This window comes from Streptomyces sp. CBMA291 (assembly GCF_014596525.1).
Lineage (GTDB): Bacteria > Actinomycetota > Actinomycetes > Streptomycetales > Streptomycetaceae > Streptomyces.
Genome location: NZ_MSJP01000011.1, coordinates 1 through 13,000 on the forward strand (window position 1 = coordinate 1; position 13,000 = coordinate 13,000).

6 protein-coding genes are annotated in these 13,000 nt (G+C 73.2%); 1 reads left to right on the top strand and 5 read right to left on the bottom strand.

Annotated features, from left to right (window positions below):
• On the top strand, window positions 1-3,426 hold a 3,426-nt coding region (locus BU197_RS02575), incomplete at its 5' end, for a multifunctional oxoglutarate decarboxylase/oxoglutarate dehydrogenase thiamine pyrophosphate-binding subunit/dihydrolipoyllysine-residue succinyltransferase subunit (protein ID WP_188266511.1).
• A gap of 87 nt (window positions 3,427-3,513) precedes the next feature.
• Here BU197_RS02575 and fxsT read toward each other — a convergent pair.
• The 5 genes from fxsT to BU197_RS02600 form a co-directional block, all read right to left on the bottom strand.
• Entirely contained in the window at window positions 3,514-6,531 is a 3,018-nt protein-coding gene (gene fxsT / locus BU197_RS02580) for an FxSxx-COOH system tetratricopeptide repeat protein (RefSeq protein ID WP_188266512.1), read from the bottom strand.
• 58 nt (window positions 6,532-6,589) lie between these two features.
• Window positions 6,590-8,086, bottom strand: a complete 1,497-nt coding sequence (locus BU197_RS02585; protein ID WP_188266513.1) for an aKG-HExxH-type peptide beta-hydroxylase — start codon at window positions 8,084-8,086, stop codon at window positions 6,590-6,592.
• A gap of 42 nt (window positions 8,087-8,128) precedes the next feature.
• A complete protein-coding gene (locus BU197_RS02590) occupies window positions 8,129-8,413 on the bottom strand; it encodes a hypothetical protein (RefSeq protein WP_188266514.1) in 285 nt (94 codons plus the stop codon).
• Between the two features lie 316 nt (window positions 8,414-8,729).
• Complete coding sequence (locus BU197_RS02595; protein WP_188266515.1) at window positions 8,730-11,909, bottom strand: SAV_2336 N-terminal domain-related protein; 3,180 nt, start codon at window positions 11,907-11,909, stop codon at window positions 8,730-8,732.
• A gap of 7 nt (window positions 11,910-11,916) precedes the next feature.
• Window positions 11,917-12,933 (bottom strand): AAA family ATPase, encoded by a 1,017-nt coding sequence (locus BU197_RS02600; protein ID WP_188266516.1) that lies wholly within the window; start codon window positions 12,931-12,933, stop codon window positions 11,917-11,919.
• Window positions 12,934-13,000 lie beyond the last annotated feature (67 nt).

The window sequence follows — 13,000 nt, forward strand, 5'->3', positions numbered from 1 at the left end:
GCCGCCGCTCCGGCCGCCGCCAAGGCCGCTCCGGCCAAGCCGGCCGCCGAGGCCCCCGCGGGCCCCGAGCTGGTCACGCTGCGCGGCCCGGCCGCCGCGGTCGCGAAGAACATGAACGCCTCCCTGGAGGTGCCGACGGCCACGTCCGTCCGCGCCGTCCCGGTGAAGCTGCTCTTCGACAACCGGATCGTGATCAACAACCACCTGAAGCGCGCCCGGGGCGGGAAGATCTCCTTCACGCACCTCATCGGCTACGCGATGGTGCAGGCGATCAAGGCCATGCCGTCGATGAACTACTCCTTCACGGAGAAGGACGGCAAGCCGACCCTGGTCAAGCCGGAGCACGTGAACTTCGGCCTCGCGATCGACCTGGTGAAGCCCAACGGCGACCGTCAGCTCGTCGTCGCGGGCATCAAGAAGGCCGAGACGCTCAACTTCTTCGAGTTCTGGCAGGCGTACGAGGACATCGTGAAGCGGGCCCGTGTGGGCAAGCTGACGATGGAGGACTTCACCGGCGTCACGGTCTCCCTGACCAACCCCGGCGGCCTCGGCACCGTCCACTCCGTGCCGCGTCTGATGCCCGGACAGTCGGTCATCATGGGCGTCGGCTCGATGGACTACCCGGCCGAGTTCCAGGGGACCTCCCAGGACACCCTGAACAAGCTGGGCATCTCCAAGGTCATGACCCTGACCTCGACCTACGACCACCGGGTCGTCCAGGGTGCCGCCTCCGGCGAGTTCCTGCGCGTCGTCGCCAACTTCCTCCTCGGCGAGGAGGGCTTCTACGACGACATCTTCAAGGCCCTGCGCATCCCCTACGAGCCGGTCCGCTGGTTCCGTGACATCGACGCCTCGCACGACGACGACGTCACCAAGGCCGCGCGGGTCTTCGAGCTGATCCACTCCTACCGGGTCCGCGGCCACGTCATGGCCGACACCGACCCGCTGGAGTACAAGCAGCGCAAGCACCCCGACCTGGACATCACCGAGCACGGCCTCACCCTGTGGGACCTGGAGCGCGACTTCGCCGTCGGCGGCTTCGCCGGCAAGTCGCTGATGAAGCTCCGCGACATCCTCGGCGTGCTCCGCGACTCGTACTGCCGCACCACCGGTGTCGAGTTCATGCACATCCAGGACCCGAAGCAGCGCAAGTGGATCCAGGACCGCGTGGAGCGCCCGCACTCCCGTGTGGAGCGCGAGGAGCAGCTGCGGATCCTGCGCCGGCTGAACGCGGCGGAGGCCTTCGAGACCTTCCTCCAGACCAAGTACGTCGGTCAGAAGCGCTTCTCCCTGGAGGGCGGCGAGTCCGTCATCCCGCTGCTCGACGCGGTCATCGACTCGGCCGCCGAGTCGCGCCTCGACGAGGTCGTCATCGGCATGGCCCACCGCGGCCGGCTGAACGTCCTGGCCAACATCGTGGGCAAGTCGTACGCGCAGATCTTCCGCGAGTTCGAGGGCAACCTCGACCCGAAGTCGATGCACGGCTCCGGCGACGTCAAGTACCACCTGGGCGCCGAGGGCACCTTCACCGGTCTGGACGGCGAGCAGATCAAGGTCTCGCTCACCGCCAACCCCTCGCACCTGGAGGCGGTCGACCCGGTCCTGGAGGGCGTCGTCCGCGCCAAGCAGGACGTCGTCAACAAGGGCGGCACGGACTTCACCGTCCTGCCCGTCGCCCTCCACGGCGACGCGGCCTTCGCCGGCCAGGGCGTCGTCGCCGAGACGCTGAACATGTCGCAGCTGCGGGGCTACCGCACCGGCGGCACGGTCCACATCGTCATCAACAACCAGGTCGGCTTCACCGCCGCCCCGGAGGCCTCGCGTTCCTCGATGTACGCGACCGATGTGGCCCGCATGATCGAGGCGCCGATCTTCCATGTGAACGGTGACGACCCGGAGGCCGTGGTCCGCGTCGCGCGGCTCGCCTTCGAGTTCCGTCAGACGTTCAACAAGGACGTCGTGATCGACCTCATCTGCTACCGCCGTCGCGGTCACAACGAGGGCGACAACCCCTCGTTCACCAACCCGCAGATGTACAACCTGATCGACAAGAAGCGTTCGGTGCGCAAGCTCTACACCGAGTCGCTCATCGGTCGCGGCGACATCACCCTGGAAGAGGCGGAGCAGTCGCTCCAGGACTTCCAGGGCCAGCTGGAGAAGGTGTTCGCGGAGGTCCGCGAGGCCACCGCCGCCCCGTCCCCGGCGCACGTCCCGGACGCGCGGGCCGAGTTCCCGGTCGCCGTCACCACCGCGGTCTCCCAGGAGGTCGTGAAGCGGATCGCCGAGTCGCAGGTCAACATCCCGGAGCGGATCACGGTCCACCCGCGTCTGCTTCCGCAGATGCAGCGCCGTGCCGCCTCCATCGACGACGGCACCATCGACTGGGGCTTCGGCGAGACCCTCGCCATCGGCTCCCTGCTGATGGAGGGCACCCCGGTCCGGCTCTCCGGCCAGGACTCCCGTCGCGGCACCTTCGGCCAGCGCCACGCGGTCCTGGTGGACCAGGAGACCGGCGAGGACTACACCCCGCTGCTCTACCTGACCGACGAGCAGGCCCACTACAACGTCTACGACTCGATGCTCAGCGAGTACGCGGCGATGGGCTTCGAGTACGGCTACTCGCTGGCCCGCCCGGACTCCCTGGTCGTCTGGGAGGCGCAGTTCGGCGACTTCGTCAACGGCGCGCAGACCGTCGTCGACGAGTTCATCTCCTCCGCCGAGCAGAAGTGGGGCCAGACCTCCGGCGTCACGCTGCTCCTGCCGCACGGCTACGAGGGCCAGGGCCCGGACCACTCGTCCGCGCGCCCGGAGCGCTTCCTCCAGATGTGCGCCCAGGACAACATGACGGTCGCCATGCCGACGCTGCCGTCGAACTACTTCCACCTGCTGCGCTGGCAGGTCCACAACCCGCACCACAAGCCGCTGATCGTCTTCACCCCGAAGTCGATGCTGCGTCTGAAGGCGGCGGCGTCCAAGGTGGAGGAGTTCACCACCGGCGGCTTCCGCCCGGTGATCGGCGACTCGACGGCGAACCCGGCCGACGTCCGCAAGGTCGTCTTCTGCTCCGGCAAGGTCTACTACGACCTGGAGGCCGAGCGGCAGAAGCGTGGGGACACGGAGACCGCGATCATCCGTCTGGAGCGGCTGTACCCGCTGCCGGGTGCCGAGCTTCAGGCCGAGATCGCCAAGTACCCGAACGCGGCCAAGTACATCTGGGCCCAGGAGGAGCCGGCGAACCAGGGTGCCTGGCCGTTCATCGCGCTCAACCTGATCGACCACCTCGACCTGGCGGTCGGCGCGGACATCCCGGCGGGCGAGCGCCTGCGCCGGATCTCGCGTCCGCACTCCTCCTCCCCGGCGGTCGGCTCGGCCAAGCGCCACCAGGCGGAGCAGCAGCAGCTGGTCGACGAGGTCTTCAACGCCTGACCCGACCGGTCCCCGTACGGTGATCCGTACGGAGGGAGGCCCGGCACCCCACTCGGGGTGCCGGGCCTCCGGCGTTTCCCGGGCCGGTCAGCCGAGGTAGGCCTCGAAGTCCCAGTAGGGCCGGTTGCGCTGGCGGGCGGAGAGGGTGTGCGGGTGCTGGGCGCCGAGGCTCCGGGTGAGGGTGAGCAGGGCGTCCTCCTCGACCTTTCCCGCCTCCTCGACCTCGCGGATGCCCCGCAGGTCGGCGGCGAGCGCGATCTGGCAGGAGAGGGTGAGCGGGTGTTCGCCGCCGAGGACCCGGCGGGCGCGCCGGAGCGTCTCCCGGCTCAGTTCGGTGGCGTCGGCGACCCGGCCGTTGAAGTTGCGGGCGGCGGCGGTGTTGAGGGCGCAGCCGAGGACCCAGGGATGGTCGGGGCCGAGGGTCGCGGTCAGTCCGGCGAGGGCCGATTCGAGGAGGGCCAGGGCGTCGGAGCGTTCGCCGGAGGCCTGGAGGACGAGTCCGGTGTTGGCGACCATGCCGGTGGCGACGGGGTGGGCCGGGCCGAGGAGGGAGCGGAATCCGGCCTCGGCCTCGGTGGTGAGTTCGCGGGCGTGGTCGAGGTCGCCGTGTTCGCGGAGGAAGCTGGCGTAGTTGTTGATGAAGGTCAGGGTGGTGTGGTGGCTCCGGCCGTGGACCTGCTCGATCTGTTCGAGGAGGTGTTCCATCTGGCCGCCGATGTCCTGCTGGGTGCCGCCCTCGCGGCGGCGGCAGAGGGAGAGCTGGGCGCGGGCGGAGAGGGTCTGCGGGTGCTGGGCGCCGAGGACCTGGATGTGGAGGCGGACGCTGGCCTCCTGGCGTACCAGGGCGTCGCGGTAGCGGCCGAGGAGGCGCAGGTCGTGCGCGAGGGAGTTGCCGGAGTTGAGGGTGTTGGCGTGGAGGGGGCGCAGGATGGTCTCGCGGCGGGCGAGGTTCTCCGCGTCGAGGTCGTACGCCTCCTGGTAGCGGCCGAGGAGGCGGAGGCTGACGCCGAGGTTGTGGCGGGCGAGGAGGGTCATGAACTCGTTCTCGCCGAGGAGCCGGTGGGATTCGTCGAGCAGTCGGCGCTGGAGCGTCTCGGCTTCGGCGTACTGGCCGAGGTAGCGCAGATTGCTCGCGGTGGCGCTCTGGGCGATGAGTTCGGCGTGCTCGTTGCGGGGTGACTGGGCGCGGAGCCGGTCGAGGGCGGCCGAGTCGAGGAGTTGCGCCTCGCGGAAGCGGCCGCTGGCGCGGAGGATGTTGCCCTCCTGGGTGGTGAGGCTGAGCATGGGCGCGGCGACCGGGTCCATGAAGCCGCTCCAGCTGTGCCTGATCCGCTCGGCGAGCCGGGTGCCCGCTTTGAACTCGCCGCTGCGGTAGCAGTAGCGGAGGCAGTTGAGGACGGCGGTCTGCATGCGGGGGCTGCGGCTTTCGAGGGCGCCGGACGGTTCGAGGTGGGGCAGGAGTTCGGCGTAGCGGGGCCAGTGGCGGCTGTCCATGGGGGCGCCGGGGTCGGCTTCGGCGAGGAGGGCGCGGACGGCCTTGCGGTGGGCGGCCCGGTGGGTGCCGTCGGTGAGCCGGGACACGATGTCGTGCACCAGTCGGTGCATGTGGATGGACTCCTCGGACGGCCCGGTGTCGCTGGCGATGGGGCCGCGGGTCTCGCGGGTGAGGACGGAGTAGTTCACCAGGGTGTCGAGGGCGCGGGTCCAGGCGGGCCGGTCGGTGGCCATCCAGTGCAGGTCCTCGGGCAGGTCGGCCTGCGGGTAGGCGCGGACGAGGCCGATGGGGATGCGGCCGGGGGCGAAGGAGGCGCAGAGGCTGAGGATCTCCACCGCCTGGGGCTGGGAGCGGCGGAGGCGGTTGATCAGTATCGACCAGGAGGTGAGGGAGGCGTTGGGCATGCCGTCGGCGGCGGTGGGGTCGTCGACGGTGGAGAGGCGCCCGTCGCGGACCATGCGGAGGTATTCGGGGGCTTCCATGCCGGACTCGCCGAGCCAGGCGGCGGCCTGGACGAGTGGCAGGGGTACGTCTCCGAACTCGGTGGCGACCTCGTCGGCTTCGGCGGCGGTGAGGTGGGGGGCGCGGCGCATCAGGTAGCCGGTGGACTCGGCGCGGTCGAAGCCGCCGACCTCCAGGATCTGGGTGTGTTCGCCCCAGGCGCGGTTGCGGGAGGTGACGAGGACGTGGCCGGTGCCCTGGGGGAGCATGACGGCGGCGTCCTTGATGTCGTCCCAGCCGTCGAAGACGACGAGCCAGCGCCCGTGCGGGTCGCCCCGGCGCAGGGCTTCGCGGACGGCGCGGATGCGTTCGCCGGGTTCGCTGCCGACGGGGAGGTGGAGTTCGACGGCGAGTTCGCCGAAGCGGTCGCGCTGGACGTTGCGGTCGTCGGAGCTGACCCACCAGACGGCGTCGTAGTCGGGGCTGAAGCGGTGGGCGTACTCGGCGGCGATCTGGGTCTTGCCGATGCCGGACATGCCGAGGAGGGTGCAGGCGGCGTGGCCGCGTTCGGCGTCCATGAGGCGTTCCTGGAGTGCGGTGAGGAGGTCGTCGCGGCCGGTGAAGCGGGGGTTGCGGCGGGGGACCTCGCCCCAGATCTCGGGTGGGGTGTCGGGGTAGCGGGCGAGGGCGGCGGGCGGGATGCGGCGTCCGCCGCGGCGGGCTTCGACGCCGAGCCTGGCGAGGAGGCGGGCTTCGGCCTCGTCCTCGCCGACGCCCCAGAGGCTGACCGGTTCGAGGACGGCGGTGGCCGGGAGCAGGGGCCGGTTGGTGAGGTTGACGGCGGCGAAGCGGTCGGCGTGGGCGGCGACGAAGCCGCGCAGGACGTCGTTCCACTCGCCGGCGGGCCGGGGGCCGAGTTCGAAGAACCAGTCGTTGAGGACGAGGAGGACCTGTCCGCGGGCGAGCAGCAGATCGCCGAGGGAGTCTTCGAGGGGGACTTCCCTGGGCGGGTCCCAGCGGTGCGGGGTGGTGCGGACGCCGTGGAGGTCGAGGCGCTGGCCGATCCAGGTGGCCCAGGGCCGGTGGTAGCCGGGGAAGACCACCAGGACGTGCTCGGGTGCCGTGATTCCGCGCGGGGCTCCGCCCGTCGGCCACGCCTGTTCCGCCATGTGTTCCTCTCCCTGTCCACTCCCGTGCCACGCTGTGTCAGCACTCTGTCGCCTAGTGTCACCCATGGGTTCCGGGAACGGTCCCGAGACGCGCGTGATGGGCGTGCATGTGGTGTGTGAACTCCCGCCCCGCATAGGTCAGTTCATCGGATTCAAGCAGGACCGAGAGGGCTCGGCCCACCTGATGGTGGAATCTTTCGAACTGTCGCCCGGCCCGGTCGCGCCAGGGGGCGGGCAGTCCGGGCGTCCGCTCCGCCCGGTACCAGAGGTCGGTGAGGGCGAGATGGGCGTACGCGCCCTGGAGGACGCCCGCGACGGGCCGCGCGTCGGACCGCCAGCCGACCCGGTGCACGGTGGTGGGTCCCGATGGGTAGAGCGGTACGAGTTCGTGGACGGTCGCCAGTTTGGAGTGCTGGGTCTCGTGCACGAGGATCTCCGCCATCTCGTGGGCTCCGGCGGGCAGCGAGGCGAGAACGGCTCCGGGCGCGGCGCGGAGGGTGGCGCCGATGGGTCCGGGGGCGTGGCCTGTGTGGCTGGCGCGGTCGGTGGCATCAGTGGGGTCGGTGTGAGCCGCGTGGGCTGTGTGACCGGTGCTGTCGGTAGGGGTCGTGGGGTTGGTGGGGCTGGTGGGGCTTGTACGGCTGGCGTGGTCTGCGGGGCTGGTGTGGCCGGTGCTCCCGGCGGGGCCGAGGGGGTCTGCGGGATCGACGGGATCGGCGAGGTCGGTGAGATCTGAGAGGTCTGCGGGTCCTATGGGGACGACGACGCGGACGAGGGACCGTACCTCGGCGGCGCGGGCGGGGTCGGTCGCCGTCAGGAGACGTAGGGCCGCGTGCCAGCGGTCGGCCCAGACCGTCCGTCCGGCGTCGGTCGGCGTGGCGGCGGTACGCGGCGGGTCGCCGACGCCGCCTCGGGGCGCCCGGTAGGGGTCCAGGTCGTCGAGGACGGCCGTCCCGCCGGGCAGCCGTCGGACGGGGCGCCAGCCGGGGCCCGCGCCGAGGGGGCGGCCGGTGCGGGGGTCGGCGAGGAGCAAGGCCGCGCGGGTGGCGTCGGCGCCTTCGGGGGTGATCCAGGTCAGGCGGCCGACGGTCCGGGCCTCGGCCCGTTCCGCGCCGGTCCACAGCCTGCCGATCCCGGCGAGCGGCAGTGTTCCCCCGGGGGTGGCGACAGTGCGGGCGAGGGGGTGGCCGCCGCGCAGGGCGGCGGTGAGGGCGAGGGCGTCGAAGTGGGCGAGGTGGGCGTCGAGACCGGGGCCGGTCGGGGCGGCGAGGGCGGCGGCGAGCCAGCCGCCGGTGGCCGGGTAGTCGAGGACGTCCCGGACGGCGCCCGGTTGGCGGGACTCGACCCGTTCGAGCAGTCGCCAGGAGGCGTCGAAGCGGTGCCGGACACCGGTGCCGAGCCGGTCCCGGTCCCGGCGGACGCGGAGGAGCAGGGCCTTGAGGAGGACGAGTCGGCGCGCGTGGAGCACGGACCGGAGGAGGGCGCCCCCGTCGCCCATGGGCCGCGTCCGCGCGAACCGCCCGATGTCCTCACCCGCGAGAGGCCCGACGCTCACCGGAACCCCCGGGAGCGCGCGGGAGGGCGCGAGTTCAAGTGGTCAGCCGGGGCGGGAGGGCGAAGGGCGGCCGGGTGCGGGCCGGGAGGGCGAGGGGTCGGCGCTGGCGTCGGCCCCCTCGTCGGAGAACCAGGACTCGCCCAGCTCGGCGACGCACCGCAGGACCCGCTCCGCCTCGGCGACCAGCTCGGGATGGTCCAGAACCCGCAGAGCCCGCAGATCGACACCACCGAGCCCGGGGAACGGCGGGGCGGCGCGGGGGGCTTGAGGGGTGGGACCGCCGGACGGAACCTGGGCCGAACGACCGGCGTCGAGGCCCGGAGACACGACCGCTTCACCGGCTTCGGGCCCCTGAGGCGCGACCGCTCCCCCGGATTCGGACCCCGGAGAACCGGCCACCCCGCCACGTTCGGGCCTTGGAGACTCGACCACTTCACCGGATTCGGGCCCTGGGACCCGCCCTGTGCGGTCGGCGTCCTCGTCGACAGCACGTGCCCGCCCCGTGTGATCGAACACCCTCGGCTCCTCCTCACCGGCGTCCGTCCCCCGCGGTCATCGCGGCGCAGCGGTTCTTCCCGAGGCCGGATGGGGAGAAACACGTTCGCCCCTACTGCGCCCGTGTGCGCCCCCGTCATCACCTCCCTCACCAGGACGAATCGCCCAGGGGCCACCAGGGCGGCGCGATCCGGTGCCGGTCCGCTTCGGCCGGGTGGGCGTGGGGCCGTTCGTTCGCGCTCTCCACCTCGGCGAGGAGGCTCAGGGTCCGCTCCTCGTCCGCCCGGTCCGCTTCCACGAGCCGTCCGGTGAGCCGTCGCCACTGTCCGGCGGCCGTCCGCAGTGCGGTCCCGGCCCGCTCCGGGCGTCCCATCAGCCACAGGGTCGCGCCTTGGGCGTGCCAGGCGCGGGCGCCGGTGACCGTGCCCGGGTCGTCGCCGTGGGCGGTACGGGAGTCCTCCCCCGCGTTGCGGTACGCGGTGAGGGCGTCGCCGATGGTGCCGTCCCGTGCCACTTCGGCCAGTTCCAGTCGTACCCGGCCCAGTTGGAGCCAGACTTCGGCCCGGTCCCCGGGGTCGTGGGTGCCCCGGAGGGCCTGTTCGAGGAGGTGGCGGCTCTCGAAGAGGTCGGGCAGGAATCCGGCGCGGTGGAAGCGGAGCGCGAGGACGCTGCCGATCAGGGTCCTCGCCGCGGCCCGTTCGGGTGCCCCGGCGGGCAGCCGGGTGAGGGCCTCGCGCAGGACGCCCTCGGCCCGGTCGACGGGGGCGGTGCCGGTGGCGCCCGCGGCCCGCCGCAGGAGCGAGGCGCCCCAGACGAGGAGGAGCGGTCCGCGCCGGGCGCTGTCGTCGGGGGCGAGCAGGGTGGCCTCCTCGTAGGCCCGGTCGGCGGCGGCGCCGTCGCCCTCGGCGTCGTACAGCCGGGCGCGGGCGGTGGTGAAGCGCAGCCGCAGGGCGGGGCCTTCGCCGAGGAGGGGTTCGGCGCGGTCGAGGACGTGACGGACGCGGCCGGGGGCGGCTCCGGCGAGGTGCAGGGCGTCGGCGAGGTCGAGGAAGGCGGTGGCGCTCTCGCGGAGGGTGAGGGCGGCGCCGAGTTCCCCGGCGGCCGCCTCGCCGTCGCCCCGGGCGAGGAGGAGCCGGCCGCGTCGCAGGTGGAGGGCGTGGCGGGTGGTCTCGGGCCAGCGTCCCGCCTCCCCCGCGAGGGCGGTGAGGGCTGCGTCGAGGTGGCCGGGGTCGTCGGTGTCGCGCCACAGCGCCTGGTGGACGGCGGCGAGTTCGAGCCGGGCCTCCGCCCATGGTTCCTCTCCGGCGGGGGCGAGTTCCCCGGCGCGTACGAGGGTCCTGGCGGCCCGGTCGAGGAGTTCGGGGCGGCGGCCGGTGCGGCGGGCCGCGGCGGTCCCGGCCTCGGCGTACAGGGCGCGGGCGAGGACGATCCGGGCCTCGACCGGTTCGGCGGGGAGAGCCGCCTCGGCGCGCTCGCGGGCGTCGGCGAGCAGCGCGGGGTCGGACTGGCCGCGGCCCTGGGAGAGGAGGCGGCGGGCCTCGGTGAGCGGGTCGGGGGTGACCAGGTCGGGGTGGTAGAAGCGGAGTACGCGCGCGGGGATGCGGGCGAAGAGTTCGGTCTCGGCGCCTTCGGGACCGAGGTGTTCCTCCGTCTCCTCGGGGGTTCCCGCGCGGCCTGACACGGGTCCTTCGCCGGGTCCTGTGCCGCTTTCCGTACCGGAGAGGCGGGCGGCGGCGAGGGCGGGGAAGTTGCGGGTGCCCTGGCCGAAATTGCGCTCCACGTAGGCGGAGCAGTGTTTGAGGACGAGGGCGGCGGCGCCGGGGTCGAGCGAGCCGAGGAAGTGCCGCTGGATGCCGGGCGGGTAGCTGAAGCAGGGGTACGGGGTGGGGCCGGGGAGCCGTCGCAGCAGGCCGCTGAGGAGGACTTCGGCCAGTTCCATGGGGCCGGTGTCGGGGAGCATGGCGCGCTGGACGAGCTGCATGACGGGCAGGGTCAGGGGGGCGGCGGCGAGGTGGACGGCGAGCCGGAGCGCGCCGGGCGACGCCCCGGCGCGGAAGGCGCGCAGGAGCGCGTCGTCGCTCCGGGGCGCGCGGGGTGTCCCGGGGGCGCGGGGCGGGTGCCGTTCGGGTCCGACCCAGGCGGCCCAGCCGCGTACGGTGTCGCCGCCGTGGCCGGTGTGGAGCCGGGTCCAGGAGGCGAAGGCCTCGGGGGTGGGGGTGAGGACGGGGACGGCCCGGCGGCCGGGGACGAGGGGGCCCCAGGGTTCGTCGTCGGAGTGGAAGGAGGGGTGGCCGCCGGGGGCGGCGGAGCGCAGGAAGGTGCCGGGTTCGGCGGGGAGCGCGGTACGGGGCCACAGGCGTGGGGGCAGGGGCTGGACGAGGGCGAGGGGGGAGTTGCGGGGCCAGTGGCGCAGGAAGCGCTGGGTGGCGCCGCGCTGCCAGAGGGGTCCGACGCAGTCGCTGACGACCAGGGTGAGGCGGCGGCCGGTGGGGTCGTGGAGCTGGTCGACGGGGCGTAGCCGGGGGTGGCCGTCGGCGCCCGAGGTGGTGGTGACGAGCGGGGGTCCTTCACCGGTGTCGTAGAGGCGGTGCACCTGGACGTCGCGGAAGGCGCCGGACTGCTGGCAGGCCTGGCGGAGTTCCTCGACCATCCGGTTCCAGACGAGCATGGCGGGGCCGGTGTCCATGAGGAGCTGGATGTCGGGGCGGCGGCCCGCGGCGGGGCGCAGGACGGGGATGAGGATGCCGGAGGCGGCGCTGCGTTCGGCGGTGGCCTCCTCGTCGAGGGTGCCCTCGCCGGGGCGGTGGGGGGCGAGGGTGTAGCCGCGCAGGGGGCGCAGGGCCTTCTGGAGGCCGAGGAGTCCGGGGAGGGCGTTGGCGCCGGGGGCGCGGACGGGGAGGGTCGCGCCCCGCTCCACGCCGGGGGTGCCGCCGGGGGTCCTGGTGGCTCCAGAGGCTCGCGGGGCTCCGGTGGCCCCATGGGTACCTGTGGCCCCAGTGGCCCCTGTGCTTCCCGTGGTTCCGTTCGTCTCCGTCGTTCCGGTCGGCATGTGGAGGGAGACGGAATCGCGCCCGGGGCCGTCCGGGGCCGGGCCGCCGACGGCCCTGCCTCCTGGGGTGCCGTCGGGCGTGCCGCCGGACGCGGTCCGCGGGTCCCGCTCCCCCGGGTCCCCCCGGTCCCCCGGGTGCCGGGGGTCCTCGGGGTCCGTCGGGGAGGGTCCTGGCAGCCACCGGGAGAGCCAGACGGCGTCGGCGATGTCCTCGGCAGTGGGGTCCTGGCCGGCGGCCCGCAGTCTGCGGGTCAGCTCCTCCAGTTGCGTCCGGAGCATGCTCCCGTCACCTCGGCTGATCGAGTGGCTGCATGAGCATGTCGGCGATGCGTTCCCGGGTGACCCGTTCGGCGCGGGAGGCGTGCTGGGTCAGATAGAGGGCGTTGAGGAGCTGATCGGTGGCGATCACCTCGCCGGGCTCCCGGTTGAGGAAGCGCTGCACGAGGCCCTGTTCGCCGTCCCCGGTGGCGGCGTCGGCGCCGAGATGGGCCTCGATCATGGCGCCGACCTGCTCCTCGCCGGGCGGTTCGAGTTCCAGGCGGATGCAGCGGCGCAACAGGGCGGCGGGGAAGTCCCGTTCGCCGTTGGAGGTGAGGACGATGAAGGGGAAGGTGGTGCAGCGGACCCGGCCGCCGAGGACCCGTACCCTGCGCCCGTCGTCGCCGAGGACCTCGACGACGGGCTCCCGGTCCGCGATCCGCTCCAGCTCGGGGATGGCGAACTCGCCCTCCTCCAGGGCGTTCAGGAGGTCGTTGGGCAGGTCGAGATCGCTCTTGTCCAGCTCGTCGATGAGCAGCACCCGGGGCTGCTCGGAGGGGAGCAGCGCGGTGCCGAGCGGACCGAGGCGGATGTACGAGCCGATGCCGGCCGGGGCCGCCGCCTCGGAGCCGGGCGAGCCGACCCGGGCGCGCTCCAGTTGCACGTCCTGGAGGCGGCCGATGGCGTCGTACCGGTAGAGCCCGTCCTGGAGCGTCGTACGGCTGACGATGGGCCAGCGCAGCACCCTTCCCAGGCGCAGTTCGTGTGCGACGGCGTGCGCGAGGGTGGACTTGCCGGTGCCGGGGTTGCCGGTGACGAGCAGCGGGCGCCGCAGATAGAGAGCCGCGTTGACGGCGTCGGTCTCGGCGGGCCTGGGATGGTGGTTCTGGACGAGTCTGCGCCGGACGCCGAGCCGCCGGTCCGAGCCCGCCCGGGTGTCGTCGGCGCCGCCCGCCGAGAAGTCGCGCCAGGGCGGCGGGGCGGGCAGCCGCCGGATCTCGTCGTGCGGCAGACCGGCACCACGGTAGATCCGCCAATCGTTCACGGTGAACTCCTCCTGGCTGTGGTGGCGTTGTCCGGCCCGTCGAACGTACCGCCCGGGAACGGGGCCT